Annotated in this window: 26 protein-coding genes and 1 tRNA gene; 15 read left to right on the top strand and 12 right to left on the bottom strand. The window is 64.8% G+C overall.

Annotated elements, in window-relative coordinates; translation table 11 throughout:
* The first annotated feature begins 135 nt into the window (after positions 1–135).
* Positions 136–630 (top strand): septal ring lytic transglycosylase RlpA family protein, encoded by a 495-nt coding sequence (locus tag CVM73_RS20275; RefSeq protein ID WP_208639229.1) that lies wholly within the window; start codon positions 136–138, stop codon positions 628–630.
* Positions 631–1082: 452 nt separating this feature from the next.
* Positions 1083–1865: a helix-turn-helix transcriptional regulator gene (locus CVM73_RS20270; RefSeq protein ID WP_100233631.1), complete on the top strand. Its 783-nt coding sequence runs from the start codon at positions 1083–1085 to the stop codon at positions 1863–1865.
* A 104-nt stretch (positions 1866–1969) separates the two neighbouring features.
* Here the strand turns inward: CVM73_RS20270 and CVM73_RS41500 are convergent, their stop codons facing one another.
* Entirely contained in the window at positions 1970–2101 is a 132-nt protein-coding gene (locus CVM73_RS41500) for a hypothetical protein (RefSeq protein ID WP_283809931.1), read from the bottom strand.
* A gap of 154 nt (positions 2102–2255) precedes the next feature.
* Positions 2256–2663, bottom strand: a complete 408-nt coding sequence (locus CVM73_RS20265; protein ID WP_100233630.1) for a hypothetical protein — start codon at positions 2661–2663, stop codon at positions 2256–2258.
* A gap of 894 nt (positions 2664–3557) precedes the next feature.
* Between CVM73_RS20265 and CVM73_RS20260 the strand changes: the two genes are divergently transcribed.
* The 9 genes from CVM73_RS20260 (at position 3558) to CVM73_RS40395 (ending at position 11030) form a co-directional block, all read left to right on the top strand.
* Entirely contained in the window at positions 3558–4421 is an 864-nt protein-coding gene (locus CVM73_RS20260) for a L,D-transpeptidase (RefSeq protein WP_100233668.1), read from the top strand.
* A 96-nt stretch (positions 4422–4517) separates the two neighbouring features.
* Positions 4518–5684 (top strand): cytochrome P450, encoded by a 1167-nt coding sequence (locus CVM73_RS20255; protein WP_100233629.1) that lies wholly within the window; start codon positions 4518–4520, stop codon positions 5682–5684.
* Positions 5685–6240: 556 nt separating this feature from the next.
* Complete coding sequence (locus CVM73_RS20250) at positions 6241–7191, top strand: sulfonate ABC transporter substrate-binding protein (protein ID WP_100233628.1); 951 nt, start codon at positions 6241–6243, stop codon at positions 7189–7191.
* A 2-nt stretch (positions 7192–7193) separates the two neighbouring features.
* Positions 7194–7316: a hypothetical protein gene (locus CVM73_RS41495; protein WP_283809930.1), complete on the top strand. Its 123-nt coding sequence runs from the start codon at positions 7194–7196 to the stop codon at positions 7314–7316.
* 10 nt (positions 7317–7326) lie between these two features.
* The gene (ssuD, locus tag CVM73_RS20245; RefSeq protein WP_100233627.1) at positions 7327–8490 is read left to right on the top strand and encodes an FMNH2-dependent alkanesulfonate monooxygenase; all 1164 of its coding nucleotides are present in this window, start codon (positions 7327–7329) and stop codon (positions 8488–8490) included.
* Complete coding sequence (locus tag CVM73_RS20240; protein ID WP_100233626.1) at positions 8487–9293, top strand: ABC transporter permease subunit; 807 nt, start codon at positions 8487–8489, stop codon at positions 9291–9293. The genes ssuD and CVM73_RS20240 overlap by 4 nt, the downstream gene beginning before the upstream one ends.
* Before the next feature lie 20 nt (positions 9294–9313).
* Positions 9314–10165, top strand: coding sequence for an ATP-binding cassette domain-containing protein (locus CVM73_RS20235; protein ID WP_100233625.1), 852 nt, complete (start codon positions 9314–9316; stop codon positions 10163–10165).
* Between the two features lie 33 nt (positions 10166–10198).
* Positions 10199–10780, top strand: a complete 582-nt coding sequence (locus CVM73_RS20230) for a flavin reductase family protein (protein WP_100233624.1) — start codon at positions 10199–10201, stop codon at positions 10778–10780.
* A 94-nt stretch (positions 10781–10874) separates the two neighbouring features.
* Positions 10875–11030, top strand: a complete 156-nt coding sequence (locus CVM73_RS40395; RefSeq protein WP_167406934.1) for a hypothetical protein — start codon at positions 10875–10877, stop codon at positions 11028–11030.
* Between the two features lie 124 nt (positions 11031–11154).
* On the opposite strand, the gene CVM73_RS20220 is transcribed toward CVM73_RS40395, so the two are convergent.
* The 9 genes from CVM73_RS20220 to CVM73_RS20180 all read right to left on the bottom strand — a co-directional run bounded on the left by CVM73_RS20220 (position 11155) and on the right by CVM73_RS20180 (position 20928).
* Positions 11155–12303, bottom strand: a complete 1149-nt coding sequence (locus tag CVM73_RS20220) for a M20 family metallopeptidase (protein ID WP_100233623.1) — start codon at positions 12301–12303, stop codon at positions 11155–11157.
* A 310-nt stretch (positions 12304–12613) separates the two neighbouring features.
* Entirely contained in the window at positions 12614–13999 is a 1386-nt protein-coding gene (gene flbD / locus CVM73_RS20215; protein WP_100233622.1) for a sigma-54-dependent transcriptional regulator FlbD, read from the bottom strand.
* A 51-nt stretch (positions 14000–14050) separates the two neighbouring features.
* A complete protein-coding gene (gene fliN, locus CVM73_RS20210) occupies positions 14051–14401 on the bottom strand; it encodes a flagellar motor switch protein FliN (protein ID WP_100233621.1) in 351 nt (116 codons plus the stop codon).
* 3 nt (positions 14402–14404) lie between these two features.
* Complete coding sequence (locus CVM73_RS20205) at positions 14405–15028, bottom strand: FliH/SctL family protein (protein WP_100233620.1); 624 nt, start codon at positions 15026–15028, stop codon at positions 14405–14407.
* A complete protein-coding gene (gene fliG, locus CVM73_RS20200) occupies positions 15028–16122 on the bottom strand; it encodes a flagellar motor switch protein FliG (RefSeq protein WP_100233619.1) in 1095 nt (364 codons plus the stop codon). Before fliG ends, CVM73_RS20205 begins: the two co-directional genes overlap by 1 nt.
* 29 nt (positions 16123–16151) lie before the next feature.
* Positions 16152–17762, bottom strand: coding sequence for a flagellar basal-body MS-ring/collar protein FliF (gene fliF / locus CVM73_RS20195; RefSeq protein WP_100233618.1), 1611 nt, complete (start codon positions 17760–17762; stop codon positions 16152–16154).
* Positions 17763–17940: 178 nt separating this feature from the next.
* Positions 17941–18216: a CtrA inhibitor SciP gene (gene sciP, locus CVM73_RS20190; protein ID WP_002714638.1), complete on the bottom strand. Its 276-nt coding sequence runs from the start codon at positions 18214–18216 to the stop codon at positions 17941–17943.
* Between the two features lie 383 nt (positions 18217–18599).
* Positions 18600–19307, bottom strand: coding sequence for a flagellar hook assembly protein FlgD (locus CVM73_RS20185; RefSeq protein WP_100233617.1), 708 nt, complete (start codon positions 19305–19307; stop codon positions 18600–18602).
* A 13-nt stretch (positions 19308–19320) separates the two neighbouring features.
* A complete protein-coding gene (locus tag CVM73_RS20180; RefSeq protein ID WP_100233616.1) occupies positions 19321–20928 on the bottom strand; it encodes a flagellar hook-length control protein FliK in 1608 nt (535 codons plus the stop codon).
* A 349-nt stretch (positions 20929–21277) separates the two neighbouring features.
* On the opposite strand from CVM73_RS20180, the gene mnmA reads away from it, so the two are divergent.
* The 4 genes from mnmA (at position 21278) to CVM73_RS20160 (ending at position 24235) form a co-directional block, all read left to right on the top strand.
* A complete protein-coding gene (gene mnmA, locus CVM73_RS20175) occupies positions 21278–22459 on the top strand; it encodes a tRNA 2-thiouridine(34) synthase MnmA (RefSeq protein ID WP_100233615.1) in 1182 nt (393 codons plus the stop codon).
* Positions 22460–22698: 239 nt separating this feature from the next.
* Positions 22699–23337, top strand: a complete 639-nt coding sequence (locus CVM73_RS20170; protein WP_100233614.1) for a class I SAM-dependent methyltransferase — start codon at positions 22699–22701, stop codon at positions 23335–23337.
* A gap of 203 nt (positions 23338–23540) precedes the next feature.
* Complete coding sequence (locus CVM73_RS20165) at positions 23541–23897, top strand: hypothetical protein (RefSeq protein WP_100233613.1); 357 nt, start codon at positions 23541–23543, stop codon at positions 23895–23897.
* A 261-nt stretch (positions 23898–24158) separates the two neighbouring features.
* Positions 24159–24235: transfer RNA gene (locus CVM73_RS20160), tRNA-Met, on the top strand.
* On the opposite strand, the gene CVM73_RS20155 is transcribed toward CVM73_RS20160, so the two are convergent.
* A complete protein-coding gene (locus CVM73_RS20155) occupies positions 24192–25850 on the bottom strand; it encodes a recombinase family protein (protein WP_100233667.1) in 1659 nt (552 codons plus the stop codon). The two genes, CVM73_RS20160 and CVM73_RS20155, sit on opposite strands and share 44 nt — an antisense overlap.
* Between the last annotated feature and the right edge of the window lie 571 nt (positions 25851–26421).

The raw sequence follows: 26421 nt of genomic DNA, 5'->3' as shown, positions 1-26421 counted from the left end.
TGGTTCGCACAACGGTTCCATAGCCAAGGGGTTGGCTCGAATCCGCAAAATACCGGCGCAAGCTTCATGAACGCTTCCGCGTTCGCTTGCCCTGTTTGCGGTGCCGGGAACCGACGATCGAAAATCACAGGAGTTATGATGACGTTCCGCTCGAGCGCCGCAATCTGCGGCGCCCTGGTTGCGCTTGCCGTGTCTGTTACCGTTGCTAGATGTGAAACGCGTGGGGGTTACTCAAACGCCGTCGTCGATGCCGCCTCCGGGGATGCGGTCGTCGGCGCTGCGTCCATGTACAATCCGTTCAAGCCGGGCAAGGAGGAGGGCGGTCCGCGCACAGCCTCCGGCGAGCGTTATGATCCCTCTGCCTGGACGGCTGCCATCAAGACGAGTCTGCGAAGGAAATTTGGTGGAGTCCAATTTGGCGCGAGGCCGAAATATGCCCTCGTTGAGGCCGCAGGCAAGAAGGTCATCGTCAAGATCAACGACGTCGGACCACTCAGGCCCGGCCGCATCATCGACTTCAACGAGCGCACGATGCGCCATTTCGATCCGAGCCTGGAGCGCGGCGTGATCAAGGACGTGAGAGTCAGCCCGCTTTCGGGGGACGATTGGACACTGGGGCCGGTGGGTTGAACGTCGCACGCGGCTAAACTCCATGACTGGCATGGGCCCCGGCTCTGCAGCGCACCGCTGAAGAGGCGCTGCGCTGCGTACGGGGCACGGGACTGCTTAGCACTCGCGCGCTTACGTGTCCCGGACGCGACGCAGCGCGTAAGCGATGCGGCGCCGAGCCGGGACCCACAGGGCTCTCGCATATGACTCGTGGCGGCAGCCTGCGCGCACGCCTCGTCCTTCGAGACGGCGCTTACGCGCCTCCTCAGGATGAGGCTAATCGGCATCAGTGCTCGTCAAAAATGCGGCCGCACACTCGATCCTCATCCTGAGGGCCCGCCTAAAGCGGGCGTCTCGAAGGATGGCCGCGGGAGAAATGCTCACATGAGTTGCGCCGCGGGGGAGGGGCCTGCTTCCTGCGCGCTCCCCTTGCTGATATCGTCCGCCAAAAGAACGACTTGCGGAGGAAACCAATGCGGCCCCACGCGACGGCCTCAAATCCAGCGGCGGGTAATGTCACGTCCGCGGTGCTCGCCATCGGCCGCTCCGATTTCCCAAATGTCCTGATCGACACGTTGCGTCGGCAGGCCGGGGTCGGCCATTGCATGGTGTTCGCGCTGAGCCGCGCCGGCGCGGCGAGCTGCCTGCTCGACGCCGGCAATATCCCGATCGGCGGCGATCTCGGCGCGGCCTATGCCGGCCAGTTCCACGAATCCGATCCCAATCGCGACGCGATGTTCGAAGGCGAGGGCGGCGCGCCGATCATGCTGCCAATGTTCGCACCCCGCATGTACGGCGCACGTTACCGAAAAATCTTCTTCCAGGATTCCGGCATCGTCGACAAATGCGCGACCGCGATCTGGACGGGTAACACCTGCTTCTACGTCAATTTCTACCGCATCGCCGCCCAGGGCCGCTTCAGCGCTGCGCAGCGTGAACGGCTTGAAGCGATCGCACCGGCGATCGGCGCGAGCGTTGCGCGGCATTTTCAGGAGAAGGCGACGCCCGATCAGTCCCTTGCCACGCTGTTCGCGACGCGCGCCCCGCTCGCCGCTCTCACCCCGCGCGAGCAGGAGGTCTGCCGCCGCATCCTCGCAGGCTACAGCTCCGAAGCGATCTCGAAAGGACTCGGCATCAGCCTGCATTCGACCCTGACCTACCGCAAGCGCGCCTATCAGCGGCTCGGCATCTCCTCACAGAGCGAGCTGTTCGCGATCGTGCTGCGCCTGCTCGCGGGTCCCCGCGGCCTGAACTGAGGGCACCGTAAATCCGCGATATCTGCTTCCGAGAGCAAAGCGGACACGCAGCCCGCCCGCCAGGTTGTCGGCCTTTGACCCAAACCGGACCTTGGACGACCGCATCATGCTTTGCGGCAGCGATCGATGCGTCCCGCCCTGTCCGGAATACATGCGGCGTCGTAGATCGCGTTCGCCTTGTTACCTTGGCCGAACAGATGTTCCTTGTCGGCAAGGTCGCCCACCTTCCGGATCAAAGGCACCCTTCCGTGCTGGAGGAAAAGCGGACCAGGTTCGCGCGACCGTGCTCCCCGCTCCGACCCAAACAAAGAAGGTCGGTGGCGCCTTCTTTGCATTTCAGAGCAGGCTGCGTGCTCCGTGCAATCAGTCGTCTTTACAAGAACGCGAGCCTTAAGCCTTTAGGTCCGTGATCCTCATAATCGCGACCACGCTCCCGTCATTGTACGCCTGCTCTTTTGTGTCCTTGTTGCAGGTCCAGACAAAGTTCTTCTTGGCCGTAAAGGTCTTTCCCTCCTGATCAAGCCGCAGCTCCCCTTCGGTGATATGGCAGATCATGGCATTCATCATCGGGGGGCCCATTGTCTTCGACCCCGGTTGCATGATGACATCGCGCATCGAGACGGTCATAAAACCGGGAATGATGGATGGGGTCTCGCCTTCATAAGCGCGCACCACGACGCCTGGCCATGGCGTCTCATCCTTGTAGCCCGTGGTTTGAGCGGCGGCTGGCTTCACCATGGCCGCCGAGGCCGCTGCCAATCCGAATCCCAATGCTGACCTTCGATCGATCTTGTTCATCGTTTTCTCCCGAGGTTACGGCAACGAGCCGCCGCAGGCGCGGCGCTCGCATTTCGCAGATGGTGGATCGTGGCGAAACCGAAAAAAGGGTCGGTCCCTTGAGTGCGTGCCTGCCGATGGCATTAGTGCTGTTCGGGTTCTCCGAACGACAATCTCGGCACGTCCCGCTTCAACGGCAATTGCATTCTACCTGACGTGAAGAGGAACGGGTGATGCACAATGTCTCACCTTGGAAGACCGGACACGGTGTAGGCAAGCTCAATCCAGGCCAATGGCTAGTCAGCATCACTGACGGGGCCGCGTGGCGCGAGTGCGCGCCGCGTCGTAGCAGCCACAATCCTTGAAATCGTATGAGTGAAGCAACCGGAGCCAATTAGGCTATCGGCTTGTCCCCAACGAAGCGCACGAGAGGCGACGTGTATCGTCAGCCATGCTGTCCTCCTCGTTTGGGCACCTCTATTGTTTGCACGGACACAACGCCTGCATATCACAATCTGGTGCGCCGAGACCGCCAGTTCCGCCTCGCTCTTGGTCAGTGTCGCTTATTGGCCCGACGCTGACACTCGGCGTTGAGAGGCCAATGTCGGCTTGTTGAGGCGTAGCCAACCTGTGCAACGGGGGATTGGCCGGGGCGGAAATTGACGCGAAGCCGCAGTTGGTGAAAGAGCGGAGCGTGTCCGCTCCGCCGGGCCAGAACCTCGACTCGTTCCGCGATGGGAGGCGCGTCGTCCATGTCGCTACCCAAATATCAAGCGGTAGCTCCCAATTTTCATGTTGCCGAACAAAAGTACGGCGTTAACCAAAGCGCACGGTTCCAGTCTGAGCGACATCGCTTCGAAGTTTCTTAAATTTTGCTGGGTACCTCTTCAGGGCATAGTGACCTGGGGAAAGAGTATGAGTAAGCGGGCCAAACGTGGAAAGGCGGAGACGCTCGCAATACCAATGGCCGCGAGAGTTGCAATTGGCGCCGTGGCCGTCGCCGCGTTGGGGTACGGTTTGCTGTCTCGCCCGGCGAGCGTGCAGCCGCCACGGAAGCCCTCGGCTCCCCAAGCCCAGGCATCGTCAACACCGGTTTACGTGGCACCTGCAGTTCATGCATCCGCGCCGGCTCCGGCTCCGATTCCAGCCCCGGCGCCTCTGGTCGAACCACCAAAGGCCGACGCTGATGGTCCCGGAGCATTGGTTCGGCAAGTGGTTGACTACGCCAGCCGCCAGACGCCGGGTACCGTGATCATCGATACCGGAAACACGTTCCTTTATTTCGTCCTGAACGACAGGCAGGCGATGCGCTATGGCATCGGTGTCGGCCGCGAAGGTTTTGCATGGTCCGGTGAGCAGACTGTGGCTCGCAAGGCGGAATGGCCGGATTGGCGCCCGCCCGCGGAGATGGTCTCGCGTCAGCCTTATCTGCCGCGGTTCATGGCGGGCGGTCCCGGCAACCCGCTCGGCGCCCGGGCGATGTACCTCGGCGAGACTGAATATCGAATTCACGGCACCAACAAGCCCGATACGATCGGGAAGCGGGTTTCGTCCGGCTGTATCCGGCTGACCAATGAGGACGTGACGGACCTTTATGAGCGGGTGAAAGTCGGAGCGAAAGTGATCGTGCTTCCGGCAAATGCGGCCCGTCGGCCATCCCAGGGAGCGCCGGCCGACGCCGCTTTCCGATTGCCGGAGCCCGCATCGCCGTCGAACCGGCCCTTGGCGGCCAACGCGCAGATGCTGCCATCCGGACCGAAGACCGCCGAGGCCCGTTAACTCGGTCCTCCGACAGTCCCCATCGCTAGGGACAGACGCCGGCCGCGGAGTTCGCTAGTCTGGCCTGGAACAAACGAGAATCCAGGGGAAACCGCCTTGAGCACGGCGCCGCGCATCGACATCGACCCCGCCGCATTCTGGGCCGACCCCTATCCGATGCTCGCGAAAATGCGGAGAGAAGCGCCGATCGCCTTCGTGCCGCAGCTCGGCTCGACGCTGCTGACGAGCCGCGACGACATCTCGATCTCCGAGAAGCAGATCGACGTGTTCTCCTCGCACCAGCCCGCCGGGCTGATGAACCGGCTGATGGGCCACAACATGATGCGCAAGGACGGCGAGGCGCATCTGGTCGAGCGCCGTGCGATGTTTCCGACGATCTCGCCGAAGACGGTGAAGGCGCACTGGACCGCGCTGTTCCAGGCTCATGCCGACCGCATCCTCGATGCCATCGCGCCGGGACGGATCGACTTCATGCGCGATTTCGCGCTGCCGTTCTCCGGCGAATGCCTGAAGTCGATCACCGGACTCACCAATATCGGCTTTGAGCACATGGACGCGTGGTCGCAGGGCATGATCGAGGGCATCGCCAATTACGCCGGCGATCCCGCGGTCGAGGCGCGCTGTCACGCCGCGACATCGGGCATCGATGCCGCGATCGACGACATCCTGCCGGCGATGCGCAAGCATCCCGACCAGAGCATCTTGGGCGTGCTCCTCGCCTCGGGAATGCCGATGGAGAGCGTGCGCGCCAACGTCAAGCTCGCGATATCGGGCGGCCAGAACGAGCCGCGCAAGGCCATTGCCGGCACGGTGTGGGCGCTGCTCACCCATCCCGAGCAGCTCGATCTGGTCCTGCGCGGTGAGGTGTCCTGGCTGCAGGCCTTCGAGGAATATGCCCGCTGGATCTCGCCGATCGGCATGTCGCCGCGGCGGATCGCAAAGCCTTGGACCATCCGGGACGTGTCATTCGAGGCGGACGAGCGCGTGTTCCTGATGTTCGGCTCGGCCAATCGCGACGAGAAGCATTTTGAGCGCGCCGACCAGTTCGACGTGCGGCGTGACACCTCCAAGAGCGTCGCCTTCGGCGCCGGTCCGCATTTCTGCGCCGGCGCCTTCGCCTCGCGCGCCATGATCGCCGACGTCGCCCTGCCGACGGTGTTTGCGCGCGCGGGCCGCATCGAGATCGCCGATGACGAGCCGGTGCGGATCGGCGGCTGGGCCTTCCGCGGGCTGCAGAATCTGCCGGTGACGTGGCGGCAGTAGCTCGCACGGTATCTGTGCTTCGGATCAAAGCACGCGCCCGCCACAGCTTCGGTGTCATCGCCCGCGAAGGCGGGCGATCCAGTACGCCGCGGCAGTCGTGTGGAACGTTTGACGTCTCGGGAATACTGGACTCCCCGCCCCAGTGCGCAATTGCACACAAGGCGGGGAATGACAGCGGAGAGTGGAAGGAGCTTCGCGCCCCAGCCCCTAGTCCGCGATGATGCCATTCTGCTCCTGCTTTGCCCGACGAGTCAAACGAACTTCGGATAATGCGTAAGCCATTGTTTTCGCACGCCCCGGCTACTGTGCATGGGGTTGTTTTGCGACTTTTTATGTTGCGGTGTCTCGGCTCGGACGGACTCCGTGCGGCTCTCACATTCGCGTGCGGAAAAATTCCGTCTGCATCGTCGCGACCGCTTGAAAGATTAATCATGCACTCCGCCACACGTGCAGTGCTCGCATCGCTATTTTTCCGCACGTCTCGACACCTCCGATCACCCGCACCATCATTCCTGAAAGATGAATGATGACGGCCGCTGACGGCCGGGAGTGTGGAATGCGACGTCGGGACTTTCTCAAACTATCTGCCGGGACTGCTGCGCTGGCGGCGCTGTCTGCGCCTGCATCCGCGCAAGGCGCGGTGAAGGAAATTCGCATCGGCTACCAGAAGACCGGCGTGCTGGTCATCACGCGGCAGCAGGCGGCCCTGGAAAAACATTTCACGCCACGAGGCATCGAGGTGAAATGGATCGAGTTCTCCTCGGGCCCGCCGATGATGGAGGCGATGAATGTCGGCAGCGTCGATTTCGGCGCGGTCGGCGATTCCCCGCCGGTGTTCGCGCAGGCGGCGGGAGCTGCGATCGTCTATGCCGCGGGGCAGCCGATCACCAACGGCCAGGGCATCCTGGTGCCCAGGGATTCGCCGATCCGCGACATCACTGAGCTGAAGGGCAAGCGTATCGGATTCACCAAGGGCTCCAGCGCCCACAACATCGTGGTGCAGACGCTGGAAAAGGGCGGCCTGACCTATGCCGACATCACGCCGGTCTATCTGACGCCGCCGGACGCCGGCCCCGCCTTCGCCAATGGCAGCATCGAGGCCTGGGCGATCTGGGATCCCTATTTCGCGATCGGCGAGACCAGGCAGAACGGCCGCATCCTGATCAATTCGCGCGAGGTCACCAAGACCAACTCCTTCTACATCGCCAATCGCGACTTCGCGAAGAACCACGGCGCGATCCTGCAGCAGATCGTCGACGTCACCACTGCGGCCGGAAAATGGGCCGAGCAGCACCGCGACGAGGTCGCCAAATCGCTCGCCGCGATCACCGGCGTCCCCTTGGACATCCAGACCGTCGCCGCCAATCGCGCGAACTTCGTGGTCGGTCCCGTCACCGACGACATCGTCGCCACCCAGCAGGGCGTCGCCGACCGCTTCCACAAGCTCGGCCTGATCCCGAAGCCGATCGTCATCCGCGACATCGTCTGGCGCAACCCGGCAGCCTGATCGTGCCGACTGATCTTCCCATCCAAAAAGGTCTGAACATGAAGCGTATCGTTCAACGCGTGATCGCCGCCATCGTGCTGTCGATCGGCATCGTCGCCGCCGCCGTCGGCACGACTTACGGCTAGGGGCACATCGATGAGCCAACCCGGCACCAACATCCTCTGGTTCCTGCCGACGCACGGTGACGGCCGCTATCTCGGCACCGGCATCGGCGGCCGCGAGGTCAATTTCAACTATCTGCGCCAGGTCGCGCAGGCCGCCGATCAGCTCGGCTATTTCGGCGTGCTGCTGCCGACGGGGCGGTCCTGCGAGGATTCCTGGATCGTCGCGTCCAGCGTCGCGCCGTTCACCGAGCGGCTGCGCTACCTCGTGGCGGTGAGGCCCGGCCTGCAATCGCCAAGCGTGGCGGCGCGCATGACGGCGACGCTCGACCGCGTCACCAATGGCCGGCTGCTCGTCAATGTCGTCACCGGCGGCGATCCCGTCGAGAACAGGGGCGACGGCGTCTTCCTCGCTCACGACGAGCGCTACGAAGTCACCCGCGAGTTCCTCAACGTCTATGGCGATCTGCTCGCCGGCAAGACGGTGAATGTCGAGGGCAAGCACATCCATGTCGAGGGCGGCAAGCTGCTGTTTCCTCCCGTTCAGTCGCCGCGGCCGCCGCTCTATTTCGGCGGCTCGTCCGATGCCGGCATCGACGTCGCCGTCGACACCGTCGACAAATATCTCACCTGGGGCGAGCCGCCGGCTTTGGTTGCGGAGAAGATCGCCAAGGTGAGGGAAGTCGCCAGCGCGCGTGGCCGAAAACTCTCCTTCGGTATCCGTCTTCACGTCATCGTCCGCGAGACCAATGAGGAGGCCTGGCGCGCCGCGAACGAACTGATCAGGCATGTCAGCGACGACACCATCGCGCTGGCGCAGAAGAACTTTGCCCGCATGGATTCCGTCGGCCAGCAGCGCATGGCGCAGCTTCATGGCGGCAAGCGCGACAGGCTCGAGATCGCGCCGAACCTGTGGGCCGGCGTCGGCCTCGTCCGCGGCGGCGCCGGCACCGCGCTGGTCGGCGACGCCCGGACCGTCGCGGCGCGCATCAGGGAGTATCAGGATCTCGGCATCGATACCTTCATCATGTCGGGCTATCCGCATCTGGAGGAGGCCTACCGCTTCGCCGAGCTGGTGTTCCCGCTGCTCGCGCTGGAGCAGCCGAGCAACGTGGCCAGGCTGCACTTCAACGGCGGTCCGTTTGGCGAGACGGTCGGCAGCGATTTCCGTCCGCAGCACCGGGTGTCGCAGTCATGAGCCTGATCGACAGCATCTCGCTCCCGCGCAGCCTCCGCCTGCCGCGGGTCGACGGCTTGATCCAGTGGATCGTGCCGCTCGCCATCATCGCGATCTGGCAGGTCGCGAGCGTCGCCGGCTTCGTGCCGACGCGCGTGCTGCCGGCGCCGAGCGACGTCGCGCTGGCCGGCTGGAAGCTGCTGCTCTCCGGCGAGCTGGTCCGCAACATCTGGGTCTCGTTCTGGCGCGCCTCGATCGGCTTTTTGATCGGCGGCAGCATCGGCTTCGCCTTCGGCCTTGCCAACGGCCTGTCGCAGCTCTCGGCCAAGCTCACCGACACCACGCTGCAGATGGTGCGCAACGTGCCGCATCTGGCGCTGATCCCGCTGGTCATCCTCTGGTTCGGCATCGACGAGAGCGCAAAACTCTTCCTGGTGGCGCTGGGCGTGTTCTTCCCGATCTATCTCAACACGCTGCACGGCATCCGCACCGTCGACCCGCAGCTGATCGAGATGGGCCGCATCTACGGCATGACCGACGGCGAATTGTTCCGCCGCGTGATCTTCCCGGGCGCGCTGCCGTCGATCTTCGTCGGCATCCGCTTCGCGCTCGGCATCATGTGGCTGACGCTGATCGTCGCCGAAACCATCGCGGCGTCCTCAGGGCTTGGCTACATGGCGATGCAGGCGCGTGAGTTCATGCTGATCGACGTCGTCGTGCTTTCGATCCTGATCTACGCCCTGCTCGGCAAGCTCGCCGACAGCGCCTCCCGCGTGCTGGAGCGGGCGACGCTCGCCTGGCACCCCGCCTTCCAGAAACGTTGAGCAGAAATACTGGGAATCACATGCAGACAGCGCTTCGTACCTCCCTTCCCGAGACCGAGCTCGCCAGCCGCGCCAATTTCGCGCCACACGCCCGCGTGGTGCGCGAGGAGCGGCCGGCGCAGACCACCGGCCTGCCGCTCAGCATCCGCGGCCTGCGAAAGTCCTTCGGCGACAACGAAGTGCTGCGCGGCGTCGACCTGCATATCCCCGCCGGCCAGTTCGTCGCGATCGTCGGCAAGAGCGGCTGCGGCAAGAGCACGCTGCTGCGCCTGATCGCAGGCCTCGACAAGATCGATGCCGGCAGCATCAGCTTCGGCCAGGACTTTGAGCCAAGGGACATCCAGCCCGAGGACATCCGCGTGATGTTCCAGGAGCCGCGGCTGCTGCCCTGGGCCCGCGTGCTCGCCAATGTCGAGGTCGGCCTCGGCCGCGATCGTGCGTCCGGCGATGCGCATGCCCGCGCCGAAAAGGCGTTGACCGAGGTCGGCCTCGCCGACAAGCGCGACCAGTGGCCTTCGGTGCTCTCGGGCGGCCAGAAGCAGCGCGTCGCGCTCGGCCGCGCGCTGGTCTCTCGTCCGCGCGTGCTCGCCTTCGACGAGCCGCTCGGCGCGCTGGACGCGCTGACCCGCATCTCGATGCAGCGCCTCCTGGAGCGGGTCTGGCGCGACCAGGGGTTTACGGCGATCCTGGTCACCCACGATGTCTCGGAGGCGGTCGCCCTGGCAGACCGGGTGCTTGTGATCGAGGAGGGCCGGATTGCCCATGACGTCGTGGTTAACGCAGGCAGGCCGCGCCAGCGCGGCTCGGCCGAGCTTGCCGGCCTCGAAGGCTCGATCCTGAGCCACCTGTTGTCGGCGGACGATCGTACCTAAATACAGGGAACCCCGCTTGCGGGGAGCAACGCCATGAATGTAGTGCCCCGCGATCTCATGACTGAAATCCCCGTCTCGTCCGCCGATTTCCGCGGCGCCATGCGCCACCTCACCGGCGGCGTCAGCGTCATCACCGCCGGGCGGGGCAGGGACATCACCGGCATGACCGTGACCTCGGTCACCTCCCTGTCGGTCGAGCCGCCGACGCTGCTGGTCAGCATCAATCGCGACGCCTCGTCGTTTCCGCTGATCCGCCGCCACGGCGCCTTCGGCGTCAACATTCTCAACGCCGACCAGCTCGACATTGCCGAGCGCTTTGCCGGCAAGGGCGGGTTGAAGGGCGCCGATCGTTTCGCGGGCGCGCAGTGGATCACGTCGGTCTCGGGCGTTCCGCTGCTGGTCGGTGCGTTGTCGGTGTTCGACTGCGAGGTCGAGGAGATCGTCGAGCGGCATTCGCACGGCATCGTCATCGGCCGCGTCAGGGACGTCAGGAACTCGACGCGCAATGCGGCACTCGCTTACTGGCATGGCCAGTACGTGGCGGTCGACCAGGACGAGGACGCCGCAAGGCTCGCCGACGTCAGCGTTCCCGCGCGCGGCCGCCGCGGCATTTGATCGCCGCCGTCCCCTCGCGCAAGGCTGGTCTTTTTCTCGTCGTCGCTCTAGAAGCACCTCGGCCTTCCCGCCGGGACGGCAATGGAGCGGAACGATGAAGCGCGTGGCGACCTGGGTCTTCTACGCCATTGGTGCGCTCGCGATCGCCTATCTCGCGCTCTACGCCTACGCGACGTTCAGCGGCCAGCCGATCGTGCCGGGCGATCCCATCCACATCTTCCGCAAGCCCGACGCGCCGAGTTATTCGTAAGGCTCGGGAGGTCTCGTAGGTCCCGTAGGGTGGGCAAAGGCGCACTTGCGCCGTGCCCACCATCTTTCCGCGATGGCAGAAGTGGTGGGCACGCTTCGCTTTGCCCACCCTACGGCACCTGCGTTCACCCCCGCAAAATCGCCAGCGCCAGCGCTTGTGCGCGCGGCACGATGCTGTCGACCTCGAGATATTCTTCCGGCGTATGCGCGAGGCCGCCGACGGGTCCGAGGCCGCAGATCGTCGGCGTGCCCACAGCGGCGGTGAAGCCGGAATCGGCGCAGCCGCCGGAGAACTCGCCCTGCAGCGTGGTGAGGCCGACCTGTCTTGCGGCGGCCTGATATTTTTCGAACAGCGCCTTCGACTCCGCGCTCTGCACCACCGGCACGAACTCGCCCTTGATGGTGAGCGTCGCGCTCGTGCCCGGCACGTAGGAGGTCGCGACGATCTTTTCGATCGCGGCCATGATCCTCGCGCGGTCGGCGGGATCGACATAGCGCAGATCGATCTGGCCTTCGGCGTAAGGCGCCGTCGTGTTGACGGACTGCCCGCCGGAGACGAGGCCGACATTGAGCGTGATGCCCTTGTCAAGATTGGTCAGCGCATGGATCTGTACGATCTTGTGCGCGAGCTCGCCGATCGCGCTGACGCCCGCAGCGAAGTTCGCGCCGGAATGCGCGGCCTTGCCGGTGATGGCCATGTGCATGAAGATGCCGCCCTTGCGCCCAGTGACGACGTTGCCGGTGGGACGGCCCGGCTCGGAATTGAACACGGCGCGCGCCGAGCGCCCCTCGCGTTCGATCACCGGGCGCGAGGAGGGCGAGCCGATCTCTTCGTCCGAGGTGATCAGCACCTTGATCGGATGCGGTGCGCCGCCGAACTTGTGGAAGGCCGTCGCCACGAACACGTTCATGACGAGGCCGGACTTCATGTCGGCGACGCCGGGTCCATAGGCGCGGCCATCTCGAATCGTGAACGGACGCCGCCCGGCCTCGCCCTTGCCGAACACGGTGTCGCGATGCCCCATCAACAGCACCGGCTTCTCGTTGCTGCCGGGCTTTGCCACCTCGGCATGGATCGCGTCGCCAAACGTGCTGTGGCTTTCGCGCCGGAACGGAATGCCGTGCTCGGCAAAATGCCGCTCGAACCGCACACCGACCGCATCGACGCCTGCCTTGTCGTAGGATCCGGAATCGATGCTCACGACGTCGCGCAAGAGATCAATCATCGCCTGCTTCTGCGACGCCAGCCAATCCGTGATTTGAGCTTCAGCCATGTTTATCCTCGCGTTGTTGTCATGCGGCGTTATAAAGCCTGCCCCGGGGAGCACCTAGTCGCCGGATGCGATGCGGCTCTGCGCTGTGTGCTGAGTTATCCGTCACCCTGAGGTGGCCGCTTCTTCAGCGGCCCTCGAAGGGCGACGGCCCGACTGTGGCCGTTCATCCTTCGAGGCTCCGCGCGCGATGCTCTTGCATCGCGCGCACCGCACCTCAGGATGACGGGGCGCAGGCCAGCGCAACCGTCCGCAAACGAATGCCCGGGACCAGGCCCGGGCATTCGCATCTCACCTTCTTCGAAGGCGCCGCCTACGCTCCCACCATCGGCATCCGCGGATACTCACCCGGCGTTCCCGCAGGCGGGATCGGGATGCCGCCGTCGGCGTATTCGTTGAGCTTGTTGCGCAGCGTACGGATCGAGATGCCGAGGATGTTGGCGGCATGGGTGCGGTTGCCGAGGCAGTGCTTCAGCGTCTCCAGGATGAGGTCGCGCTCGACGTCGGCCACGGTGCGTCCCACCAGCGCGCGCGTCACCTGCTCGGCGGCCATGGTGGCATGCGCCACGGCCGGGGCGGTCTTGGCGAGGTCGAGCCGGTCGCCGTCCGGCGTGATGATGGCGTCGGGCCCGATCTCATCGCCCTGCGCCATCAGCACCGCGCGGTGCATGGTGTTTTCGAGCTCGCGGACGTTGCCCTGCCAGCGGTTGGCGGAGAGCACGCGGCGGGCTTCCGTCGAGATCGGGCGCAGCGGCACGCCGTTGGCCTCGGCGTATTTCTTCACGAAATGCTGGGCGAGCTCGAGGATATCGGCCGGGCGCTCGCGCAGCGGCGGGATCTTCAAATTGACGACGTTGAGGCGGAACAGCAGGTCCTCGCGGAACGTGCCTTCGCGCACGGCCTCGGCCAGGTTGCGGTTCGAGGTCGCGATGATGCGGATGTCCACGGCGACAGGCTTGGTGCCGCCGACGCGGTCGATCACACGCTCCTGGATGGCGCGCAGCAGCTTGGATTGCAGGCGGACGTCCATCTCCGAGATTTCGTCGAGCAGCAGCGTGCCGCCGGTCGCTTCCTCGAACTTGCCGATGCGGCGGGCGACCGCGCCGGTGAAGGCGCCTTTCTCATGGCCGAACAGCTCGGATTCCAGGAGGTGCTCGGGGATCGCGGCGCAGTTGATGGAGATGAAGGGACGCTTGGCGCGCGCCGAGCGGGCATGGACGTAGCGGGCCAGCACTTCCTTACCCGTGCCGGATTCCCCGGTGATCATCACCGAGGCATCCGAGCCCGCGATTTGCTGGGCGAGCTTGATCACCTTTGCCATGGCTTCGTCGCGATAGACCAGCTCGCGGGAATCGTTGGCGACCGCGGCGAGCACCGCGGCGATCAGCTCCGGCTCCGGCGGCAGCGGGATGTATTCCTTGGCGCCGGCGTGGATCGCGGCCACGGCGGCACGGGCGTCGTTGGTGATGCCGCAGGCGACGATCGGGGCGTGGATGTGCTCAGCTTCCAGCCGCAGCACGAGGTCGCGGATGTCGAGCGCGACGTCGACCAGCAGGAGGTCGGCGCCCTTGCCGCCGCGCAGCACGCGCATCGCCTGCTCATGATCCTCGGCATGGGTCACGGTGGCGCCGTTCTCCATCGCGATCTTGGTGGCGGTGGTGAGCTGGCCCTTCAATGTGCCAACGATGAGAAGCCGCATATGAGTCTCCTGTTCGTCTGTTCGCGCTGCCGCGCTCTATTTTCCGTGGCGCTAGCTGCGTTCGGCCTTGATGATTTCCGTCATGGTCACGCCGAGCTTGTCCTCGACCAGGACGACCTCGCCGCGGGCGACCAGCTTGTTGTTGACGTAGATGTCGATGGCTTCGCCGACGCGCCGATCGAGCTCGAGCACGGTGCCGGGCCCGAGCTTGAGGAGCTCGCCGACGTCCATCTTGGAGCGGCCGAGCACGGCCGAGACCTGCACCGGAACGTCGAATACCGCCTCGAGGTCGGCGGCGGCACGCGCCGCATATTCGTCCTCGTTGTAGCCGACGTCGGTGCCGGTTGGCGGCATCGGGCCGTTCAGATCGGGCAGCGGGACCTGTCCGTCAGTGTCGCTCATGGCTTAGCTCCCCCTGCGGGACGCGATATAGCGTCCGACCATGTCATCGATCTTCGCCATGATGGCGCTGCGCTCCAGCACGACGCCGCCATCGGCCCATTCGATCCGGCAGTCGCCGGTGGCAATGTCCGGCTCGGCCAGGATCACCAGCCGGCCCTCGAAGCCGCTCTGCTTGGCGAGCCGCTCGACCTTTTCGCGCGCGGCGTCGTAAAGCGCATCGTTGATGCGGACGACGAGATGCGGCGTCGCGACCAGATGCGAGAAGCAGTCCTTGACCAGCGCGATGACCTCGCCGAGCGGTTCGGCCGCGATGAGATCGGCGCACAGCTTGCGCGCCACCGCGACCGCGACCTCGACCGCCTCGGTCTCCATCTTGATCTCGATGTTGCCGATGCCGGAAGCGACGCCCCGAATTGCGATGTTGATCTCTTCCATGGCGAGCGCGACGCGGCGGTCGCTCTCGGCCTTGGCCTCGCGCTGGCCGGCGGCAAAGCCCTCCTGGTAGGCACGCGCCTCGGCTTCCGCGACCTTCTGGGCGATCTCGGCTGCGGTCGCGGCCTTCTCGCGCGTCGTCCGCTCGGGTGCCGCGAAGTCGGTGTCGAACAGGAATTTTGCCGGAGCGGCCATCAGTACACCAGCTCGTCGTCGGCGCGGTTCTTGGTCAGCATGATCTCGCCCTTGGCGGCGAGATCCTTGGCGAGGTTGACCAGCAGTGCCTGGGCCTCGTCGACGTCGCGCAGGCGGACCGGGCCCATCGCTGCCATGTCGTCCTGGAGCATCTTGGCCGCGCGCGAGGACATGTTGCCGAAGAAGAAGTTGCGGACGTCCTCGTTGGCGCTCTTGAGCGCGACGCCGAGCTTGTCCTTGTCGACGTTGCGCATCAGGGTCTGGGCCGAGCCGGAATCGAGCTTCACGAGGTCGTCGAAGGTGAACATCAGCGCCTTGATGCGCTCGGCGGATTCGCGGTTGTCCTCTTCCAGCGAGGTGATGAAGCGGGTTTCGGTCTGGCGGTCGAAATTGTTGAAGATTTCGGCCATCACCTCGTGGGCGTCGCGGCGGCGGGTCTGCGACAGGTTGGACATGAATTCGGTGCGCAGCGTCTTCTCCACGCTCTCGATCACCTCCTTCTGCACGGCCTCCATCTTCAGCATGCGGTTGACGACGTCGAGCGCGAGCTCCTCGGGCAGGATGCCGAGCACGCGGGCGGCGTGCTCCGACTTCAGCTTCGACAGCACCACGGCGATGGTCTGCGGGTATTCGTTCTTGAGATAGTTGGCGAGAACCTCCTCCTGCACGTTGGAGAGCTTCTCCCACATGTTGCGCCCCGCAGGGCCGCGGATCTCGTCCATGATGCCGTTGACGCGCTCCGGCGGCAGGTATTGCTGGAGCAGGCGCTCGGTGGCGTCGAAATTGCCCATCAGCGCACCCGAAGCCGACATGCGCGAGACGAATTCGAGCAGCATATCCTCGACGGTGTCGACCTCGACGGTGCCGAGCGTGGACATCTCCAGCGAGAGCTGACGCACCTCGTCGTCGTCGAGCAGGCCCCAGATCTTGCCGCCATATTGCTCGCCCAGCGCCAGCATCAGGATCGCGGCACGCTTCGGCCCGGCCAGCCCTTCGGTCTTGGCACCGCCCGCCCGATTGCCGGCACGCTGACCGAGCGTGGAGATCACGCTGGTGATGTCGTTGGAATTGGCGTTTTGCAGATTGGCGGCCATGTCAGATCACTTCTTGATTCACTTGGCAGTTACTTGGCTGGCTCGGTGAGCCACTGGCGAATGATGGCGACGGTTTCGTTGGGGTTGCGCTCGGCGAGCTCGCCGACGCGATGGACGGACTGGGCGTGGACCTGGCCCTGGATGGTGGCGACGTCGATGGCGCTGGCGGCGCCGCTCGGCAGCAGGGCCGGGGCGGCGGCCGCTGTCTCTTCCGAGGCGGCGGGACCGGCGAGGACGCCGGAGATGGCGGCGGCGACTTCGTCGGAAGCGAGGATGCGCTTGACCAGCGGGCGGATCACCAGGAACAGCACGACCAGGCCGAGCAGCATCATCACGCCGAGCTCGACGAAATACATGACGTCGTCCTTGGTGAACTGCAGCATGCCGAGGAAGCCTGAAGGCTCGCCGATCGGAGCGGTGGAGGGGGCGTCGGCAAAGCGCAGATTGACGACCTCGACCTGGTCGCCGCGCTTCTGGTCGAAGCCGATCGCCGAGCGCACCAGGGCGGCGATGCGGTCGAGCTGCTCCTTGGTGCGGTCCTGGTAGGCCAGCTCGCCCTTGTCGTTCTTGCTGTAGATGCCATCGACCAGCACCGCGACCGAGATGCGGTTGACCCGGCCGGCCTCGGTCACCTCGGTCTTGGTGGTGCGGGAGATCTCGTAATTGTTGGTCTCCTCGGTCTTCTTGCTCTGGTCCTTGGCGGCGACGCCGTTGTTCTGCTGGTTGCCGGGCAGCTCGTTGTTGACGGTGACCTGGCCGTTATTGTCGGCGGTCATGCTCTGCTCTTCGCGGGTCTGGCTCGAGCGCAGCACGCGGCCTTCGGGGTCGAACTTGTCCGAGGTCTGGGTCACCTTGTTGAAGTCGAAATCGGCGGAGAGCTGCACGCGGGCGCGGCCCGAGCCGACCACGGAGGAGACGATGTCCTCGACCTGCTTGCGCATGCGCTTTTCGAAGGCGATGCGGCGCTCGTCGCCGACGGCCTGCTCCGGATCGGTCGCCGCGCCGTCGGCCAGCAGCTGGCCGGCCTCATCGACGATCGAGACCCGCTGCGGCTTCAGCCCGTTGACGGCGGAGGCGACGAGATGGCGGATGGCACGGATCTGCTGGGCTTCCAGCGAGCCGCGGACGCGCACCACGATCGAGGCCGACGGCTCCGGCGCCTCGCGCGCGAACAGCGGCCGCTCGGGCAGCACCAGATGGACGCGGGCGGCCTGGATGCGGTCGATGGCGCGGATGGTGCGGGCGAGCTCGCCTTCCAGCGCGCGCAGATGATTGATGTTCTGGACGAAGGAGGTGGTGCCGAGCGCGTCCGACTTGTCGAACACCTCGTAGCCGACGCCGCCGCCCTTGGGCAGGCCGCCCTCGGCGAGCTTCATCCGCAGGCGCGTGACCTTGTCCTTGGGCACCATGATGATGGAGCCCTCATTGCGGATCTCGAACTGGATGCCCTGGCGTTCCAGGTCCTTGATGATGCTGGAGGAATCCTCGACGGACAGGTCCGTGAACAGCGTCGTCATCTGCGGCGTGGTGACGCGCATGATAACGAAGGCAAAGAAGCCGATGAGCGCGGCAGTGACCGCGATCATCGCCCCGAACCGGGCGGCGCCGATACTTTTTAAGAAGTCCGCAAGACCTTGCAAGCAACCGCCCCAACCAATTCGACCCGCAACCGAGCGGTCGACTGGGCAATTATTGCCTAGGGGATGGTTTCGATATGGTTAACGGAGGTTAAGAGGTCGGACAAAAGTGCATCGTGAAAAAAATCGGCCTCGCAGGGCGAGGCCGATTTTCGTCAAAAGCCGCAGATTTCCGGATCGCCTACTGGCGATATTGCTGGATGCGGGTGGTGCGAAGACCCGCCAGACCGTGCTGGTCGATGGAAAACTGCCAGGAGAGGAATTCGTCGACCGTCAGGGTATAACGGCTGCAGGCCTCCTCGAGGGAGAGAAGTCCGCCACGGACAGCGGCGACGACTTCGGCCTTGCGGCGGATGACCCAGCGTTTGGTGCCGGGTGCAGGCAGATCCGCGATCGTCAACGGACTGCCGTCCGGCCCGATGACGTATTTTACCCTCGGGCGATGGGGTTCTGTCATGGCGTACTCACAAACTCTCAACCACTGAACTCACGCCGTAACCGTAACCCCCGCGGCTTAAAAATCCGCTAAGCCTAAGGCTTCAATACAATTCTCGTTGAAACTTGCGGGAACGCGGCTGTCGCGGCCGGCGGGAGACGTGATCTCGGCCGGCTGAGGGGAGTATTCGTAAATACTTTACTAACGAATGAGGCCGGAGCGGGCTCTCTCAGCCGTCGTCCCGGCGAACGCCGGGACCCATACCGCGTGATCTCTCGATGAGACGCAGGTAGCAGTACCAGGAACGAGTTCTTAACCGCGAGGTCTCCGCCAAACTTCTCCCTGTGGTTATGGATCCCGGCTTTCGCCGGGATGACGCCGAAGGTTTGGTACGGGGTCGTTTCTCAATTGCTGCTGGTGGCGATGATGCTCTTGACCTGACTCAGCGTGTAGCTGGCGCCGTCGATGGTGAGCAGCGGCGGTGACTGGGTCAGGTCGACCGACGACACCACGCCCTGCACCTGCGCGGCGATGCCGACATTGTTGTTCGCGACGTCCTTGCCGGTGGCCGAGATCGTGTACTTGCCGTCGGGCCATTGCGTGCCGTCATTGCCCATGCCGTTCCAGGTGAAGGGGATGTCGGTGCCGGCGGAGGCGGTGTATTTGCCGGTGAACACGGTCTGGCCGCTGGAATTGGCGACGGAGATATCGACAGTGGAGTCGGTCGGCACGTTGAGATGCCAGGTCGCCGACGAGTTCTTCATCGTCGCGGTCGAGCCGTCGACCAGGGCGGTCTTGCCGACGAAGCCCAGCGCCTGGGTGGCCTGCGTGGTCTGCTGCAGCGTGACGAGCTGGGCCAGCGAATCGTTGGTCTTGAGCTGCTGCTCGACGCCGGCGAACTGCACCAGCTGCTGGGTGAATTGGTTGGTGTCGAGCGGATCCAGCGGGTTCTGGTTCTGCAGCTGCGTCGTCAGCAGCGTCAGGAAGGTCTGGAAGTTGCCGGCGAGCGTCGACCCCGTGGTCGAGCTCATCGACGAATTCGACGAGGATTTCGGGATGTCGGTCGTCCCGGAGACGGGCGTCGGGGCGGTGGCGGCATTCGTGGTGGTCATTGTCGAATACTCCTCACACTCTGATGTCGACGCCGCTGCTCGATCCGAGCATGCGGCCGTAGCCGCGCCCGACAGGCGCGGCAGCAACGGTTTCGTCCTCGCTGATGATCAGCCGGCGGGCGTTGCCGCCATTGTCGTTATTCTGGCCGGACTGCTGGCCCGATGAATTCTGGTCGCGCAGGCTGAAGGACAGCCCGTTGCTGCCGGTCTTGAAGCCGGCATCGTCGAGCGCGCGCTGCAATTGCGGCGCGTCCTGACGCAGCATTTGCAGCGTCTCCGGCTTCTCCACCGTGAGATGCGAGGTGACCTGACCGTTGCGGTCGACATTGATGCGCACGTCGATGCGGCCGAGCTCGGCCGGGTCGAGGCTGATGTCGAACCGGGACTTGCCGGCGCGAATGGCGGCTGCGATCTCGATCGGCACGCCGCTGATCGGCACGGCCGCATGGGTCGCCGCGGTCGCGGTGAGCGTCGCGGTCGATGCCGTGGCGGCCGAGGTCGTATTGGTCAGCGGCGCTTGCACCGCGGACGCGGCCTGCGCGCCGGTGTCGGTCGGAGCGACGGCGGCTTGCGCACCCGCATGCGTGGGCGCGGCCGGCGCGCCTTGGGTCGGATCGGCGGTGCGGTCGGCGGGACCTGCCTTCGCGTCGCTCGCTCCGCCATCTGCCTGCGGCTTGAGGTCTTGCGCATGCCCCGCGCTGGCCGGTGCCGGAGCCTGCGCCGTCGCGGCGTTCGCCTTGCCGGTGTCCTGGCCGATATTCGAGACGTCGGTCTGGGCCTGCGCCGTGACGGCGTCCTTGAACGAGGTTTTCGGCATGCCCTGATTGGCGACGGCGATCAGTCCGCCATTGGCTTTCGCATCGGTCGTGGTGGCCTCGCTCGGGCCGGTTGCGGCCTCGCCGAGCGTCGTCGTGGTGTCGGCGTCGACCTCGGCGCCGGCGGCCTTGGCGCTCTTGTCGCCGGCGGTGGCGGTGTCGGTCTTGGTGCCGGCGATCTGCGCCGCAGTGGAGGCACTGGCGGCAAGGCCGGCGGCGGCGATCGTCAGCGGCGAGGCGGCGGCATCGCCGGCCTGGCTCGCAGCCGCGTTCGGATCGGCCGGGACGACCGGCGCGGCAACGACGACGTTGGGATCGGGCACGGCGATCTGCGTCGCATCCGTCGGCACGGCGGCAGCTGCATCGGCGGCGGCGGTGACGGCGTCGCTGCCGTCGCTCTTGTCGCCCTTGGTCTCGTCGGATTTGTCGGCCGATTTGGCGTCTGATGTCTCGGACTTGTCCTTGATCTTGCCGGCGTCCTTGCCCGCGTCCCTGGCCGGATCGCTGGTCGCGTCGCTCTTGTCATTCTTCGCCGGCGCAGACGGGTCGGTGTCGTCGCTCGCCTTGCTCTGCGAAGGCTGGTCCGTGGAAGCGGCGTCGCGCGGGCTGCGGTCGGACGCCGTGGAATCGCTCCGGCGCGGCGCGCTGTCCTGCGCATTGTTGCTGATCGCCTGGCTGTTGCTGTCGACCAGCGCGCCGAAGGAGTCGGTCGCGGGCGCGTCCTTTGGCCCTTGCGACCGCGCAGGCTTTTGCTGCGCGCTCGGGACTTGCACGCTTGCCACGACATCTGACGTACGACCAACCACAGGCAACCCCTTGGAAGCAACTTCGGACAAGGGGTAGCAAGGAGCGGGCCAGCGCCCCTTCACGTTGATTTATGCAATGAAAACAACAGGTTGTTTGCTTGAAGCTGCCGCCGGGCAGCCCGCCGCGACCCGCCATTTCTGCCGCCCCCGGCAAGAATTGCCCTAAGCCGGCCGCCCGCGTGATTGCTTCACCGGAATGCCGCCTATATTAAAGAGGTTACTCAGCCGCTTTCGACTTGGGCAGTCGTGCTCTTCGGGAACTAAAGTTCCGGGGGATTGCCGATGTCCCGCGAGAAGGCACAGAAAATCGCGGATCGCGCTACGCCGCCGTCACAACGCTTTAGGGCCCATGCTCAACAGTCTGGATCTCGAAGGCCGTCCCGAGGACACCAGGGTCGTCGTCGCCATGTCGGGCGGTGTCGATTCCTCGACCACGGCTGCGCTGCTGAAGGCTGAAGGCTACGACGTCGTCGGCATCACACTGCAGCTCTACGACCACGGCGCGGCGACCCACCGCAAGGGCGCCTGCTGCGCCGGCCAGGACATCCACGACGCCCGCGACGTCGCCGCCAAGCTCGGCATTCCCCATTACGTGCTCGACTACGAGGACCGCTTTCGCGAGTCCGTCATCGACAACTTCGCCGACTCCTATGCTCTTGGTGAAACGCCGGTGCCCTGCATCGAGTGCAACCGCAGCGTCAAATTCCGCGACCTGCTGAAGACCGCCCGCGAGCTTGGCGCCCAGGCGCTCGCCACCGGCCATTACGTCGCCTCGCGCCCTCAGGGCGACGGCTCGCGCGCGCTGGTCTGCGCGGCAGATAGCGACCGCGATCAGAGCTATTTCCTGTTCGCGACCACGCAAGAGCAGCTCGACTTCCTGCGCTTTCCGCTCGGCGACATGACCAAGCCGCAAACGCGCGAGCTCGCGCGCCGCTTTGGGCTCGCGGTCGCCGACAAGCACGACAGCCAGGACATCTGCTTCGTGCCGACGGGCCGCTACACCGACATCATCACGCGCCTGCGGCCGAACGCGATGGACCCCGGCGACATCGTCGATCTCGACGGCCGCGTGCTCGGCCAGCATCACGGCATCGCCAATTTCACCGTCGGCCAGCGCCGCGGCCTCGGCATCGCCTCCGGCTCACCGCTGTTCGTGGTGCGGCTGGAGGCAGCCAACCGCCGCGTCGTCGTCGGCCCGCGCGATGCGCTGAAGATGCACCGCATCAGCTTGCGCGACGTCAACTGGATCGGCGGCGGCGACATCGACCGCGCCATCGGCGGCGGCCTCGAGATGTTCGTGCGCGTGCGCTCGACCCGCAGCCCGCAGCCGGCCTGGCTGCGCGGCAGCAATGGTCACTACGAGGTCGAGCTCGTCGCCGGCGAAGAGGGCGTCTCGCCGGGACAAGCCTGCGTGTTCTATGACGCGCCTGGCGGCCAAGCCCGCGTGCTCGGCGGCGGCTTCATCCAGAGCGCCGCGGCAAAGGTCGGCGCGGGCGCATCGCGCCCGCTCGCGGAAGCCGTGCGCGGCTGAGCGCGATGAAGTTGGGCGACGCACTCACCACGACGGCAATGCGCCCCCTCTCCCGCTTGCGGGAGAGGGTAGGGGAGAGGGCTCTCTCCACGCGCGATATCTCGCGAGCGGATAGAACCCTCACCCGGCGCTGCGCGCCGACCTCTCCCGCAAGCGGGAGAGGCGCTAGACCGCGCGCGGAGCCGGTATCGATTTCACCAACACGCATCACACTCTAGAAACGCGTAAGGGCAGGGGGCATGGCAGCAGACATCTCGCGGGCCGGGGTCGAGAAGGCCTATGGCCGCTGGGCGCCGGTCTATGATCTCGTGTTCGGCAAGGTGTTCGACGCCGGCCGGCAGTCGACCATCGCCGAGGCCGACCGCATCGGCGGCCGCATTCTCGACGTCGGCGTCGGCACCGGCCTCTCGCTCTCCGACTACGCGCGCACCACGAAGATCTGCGGCGTCGACATTTCCGAGCCGATGCTGCGCAAGGCACAGGCGCGCGTGCGTGCGCTGCGCCTCTCCAATGTCGAGGTGCTCTCGGTGATGGATGCGAAGAACCTCGCTTTCCCCGACAACGCCTTCGACGCGGTGGTCGCGCAATATGTCATCACTGCCGTGCCCGATCCCGAAGGCACGCTCGACGAGTTCGTGCGCGTGCTCAAGTCCGGCGGCGAGCTGATCCTCGTCAATCACATCGGCGCCGAGAGCGGCCCCCGAAAGCTGTTCGAGCTCGCTTTCGCGCCCATCGCCCGCCGCCTCGGCTGGCGCCCCGAATTCCCGTGGGCGCGCCTCGAGGGCTGGGCCGCCAAGCACGGCGGCATCACCCTGACCGAGCGCCGCCCCATGCCGCCGATGGGCCATTTCTCGCTGATCCGCTACCGCAAATCGTGATTGAGAGTTTGTCGGGGTCGCCGCCAGGCCGGCGGTGCGCCCCCTCTCCCGCCTGCGGGAGAGGGTAGGGGAGAGGGCTTTCTCCGCACGCGATATCTCGCCAGTTGCTCCGTCATTGCGATGGGGGACACCGGGCATTCGAGCCCCCGATCACATCGCATTCCGGCCGGGAACAGCCCACCCAACCCGCGCGTTTCCCTTCCATGCGCACGACATCAAACATCATTCTGGCCGGCCTCCTGATCGCCGCTTCCGGCGCTGCGATCGCGCAGGCCCCGCCCGCCCCGGCGACGCCGCCGCAACAGACCGCGCCGCAATCCCCGCAACATGCGACGGGCTGCACCCCGCAGGATCGTCCGAACCGTTCACCCGACGGCACCACCACCGGCCAGTCCCGGGAACTGCTCGGCGACAAGCTGACGAAGTCCGAAGGCGTGCTCTGCCCGCCCTCCGGCATCGACCCCGAGATGCACGCCCCGGCCCCCGGCACCGGCGGCAACACCCCGGTGATTCCGCCCCCCGGCAGCCCCGGCGGCGACCCGAATGTGAGGCCGAAATAGGCGGCTTTTCGCCTCTCCCCGCCTGCGGGGAGAGCCCGAAATCCGCGCAAGAGCGCGGATTTCGGGTGAGGGGGACTCTCCGCGAGTCTGGTGCGAGAAATTCCACAAATCCGGCGAAAAACCGTCGTTTCCGCCGACTTGTCCGCCGAAGCCTTGGCGAAGGCGGAAGCTTTTAGCAAACGCGGATTGACTTCCCGCCGCCCCCTTCCTTATATGCCGCGCGTTCGCGAGATCGGCCTTATTCGCCGCCGCGATCCCTGTGGCGGGGTAGCTCAGCTGGTTAGAGCACGGGAATCATAATCCTGGGGTCGGGGGTTCGAGTCCCTCCCCCGCTACCACCTTTCCCCACACTCCTTTGACGTGGTTGGGATAGGCCTTTTCCCCGAGCAGGGCATTTAGCCGGCCTGCTATCTCCACGGCTACACCACCTGGGCGCGCTGGATCGCGGAACACAGTGACCCTCTCGACCAGGTCTCTGATGGCTTCTGCGGCCTCTCCGTCGCCCGCACGGGCACCTTTTGCTAGTGCTCCTTCAAGCCGACCGAGTTGATCCTCGTATCGTTTGAGGATGGCCGGATGCGGCGCGACTTCCTTCAGGGCAAGCGGTTCACTTTGCAACTCCTCGGATATCCGCTTTCGTTTGGCATCCAGCGCGGTTGATCGCGGTCCGAGAATAGACGGATCGCCATGTCCTTTTGCGATCGCATCCACCAGTCGTTCGATTTCCCGGTTCAATTGCCCAAGCTGCTGCTCAAGGCGCTGCCGCTTTGCGTTTGATGTAGCTGCGAGGCGCTTCCGCTCCTCTACATATGTGCGCACGTACTCCGAAAGAACGTTCGGCGCACGCAATTCGGCCTTTAGCCCGCTGAGGACTGCAGTCTCGACCGTGTCTAAATAGAACGTCTTGGCGTCAGGACACGTGCCACTTTCGGTAGCCGCTGAGCAGCGAATCCGAACGCGCCCCGATTTGTCCCGTCCATTCGTTGCCATACCCGAGCCGCATGAACCGCAATGGAGTAAGCCAGATAGCATCCGACGGGGCCGACGTTGATGGCTGGGGTGGCCGTGGCTGCGATCCCCTTTGCGTTGCTGGGCAGCTGTGAACAACTCTGGACTGACAATTGCAAGATGCGGCACTTCAGCAATCTGCCAATCACTCCTCGGATTCGGTCGTGACAGGCGCTTTCCCGAGTCGGGATCTTTCACCATCCTGACCTTGTTCCAGACGAGGCGCCCTACATAAAGCTCGTTCTGCAGAATTCCGGCGCCACGCTGAACGTTGCCATTGATAGTTGAAGCATTCCATGCGCGCCCTCGCGGAGGTGATACCCTTTCCTTGTTGAGATCGTGTGCGATCTCGCGAGGCGTTCGACCGTCCACGTATTCCTGAAAGATGCGCCGGATCACCTGTGCCTCGGTCTCGAGGACGACCCGTTCGCCGCTTTTTCCGGCAACCGGGGCGTATCCGTATGTCAGGCCACCTCCAGCCAAACCTTGCTTGACCCGCCCTGCTAGGCCACGACGCACCTTGTGAGCGTTGTCTTCACGATAAAGTTGTCCGACCAAGCCGCGAAGGCCGACCAGCACGGTGTTGACAACACCTTCGTGAACCGCCCGGATCTCGATTCCGAGAAAAGTCAGCCGCTTATGGATGCCTGCGAGATCCTCCATGTCGCGAGAAAGACGATCGAGCGCTTCGACGATTACTACGTCAAAGGATCTCTCCCGCGCTTGGTCAAACATCCGAAGAAGGCCTTCGCGTCCCATGACTGAGCCACCCGAACGGGCTCGATCCTCATAGGTGCTGACAACAGTTAAGCGTTCGCGTTCTGCATAGCTCTGACAAAGTGAAAGCTGATCCTCAATCGATCTCTCGTTCTGTAGATCGGTTGAGAATCGAGCATAGATCGTCGCTCTTTTCCTTATCGCTTCGATCGATGAGCTGTCTTTCATGATCTTCCCTCGCGGCCACACGGGCAAGTACTCGCGCGAGACGTAAGATCGCCTTGTCGGGATTCGTCTGCAAGCAAAAGTTGCGATCGGCTTCCCGCACGATCGAACCTTTAGGCCATCGCTCTGCTCAACGAGGTGCACGCACCTGCGCTGGGGCCAGTCAACAAGACGTGGGGGGAACTGATCATGTCGAGCATCCTGCTCGGATGAAAACTTAGTGCAACGGCCGCTATTAACTCGTCGTACAATCGGATGCCCAAGCGAAGAAAAAGAGAGGAGCCAATGGCTTTGCTTGCGCGGAATTGATACCGCCGGGAAGCGCACGCCCTCTCCATCTACCGAATACCTGAGTGGAAACTCCGGGCCTCGCCAGAGCTCTATTCCGGCCATCGATTTCGCCACCACCTTGGCGTGATTAGAGCCAGTAGCTAGACCTTAGGCCAGGGTGGGGTTCAACGGTCCTTAGGCAGGTCTATCCAGGCGAGCGGAAATGGCCTGTGAGGGGAGCCCACCGATCAAATCTGGCAGGTTCCTCGCGGGACCGGTTTCGAAGATACACAGGAAAGACCCT

The organism is Bradyrhizobium forestalis (genome assembly GCF_002795245.1).
In the GTDB taxonomy this organism is placed as follows: domain Bacteria; phylum Pseudomonadota; class Alphaproteobacteria; order Rhizobiales; family Xanthobacteraceae; genus Bradyrhizobium; species Bradyrhizobium forestalis.
The sequence above is the reverse complement of the archived record's forward strand: the minus strand, read 5'-3'. Positions and strand labels throughout refer to the sequence as shown.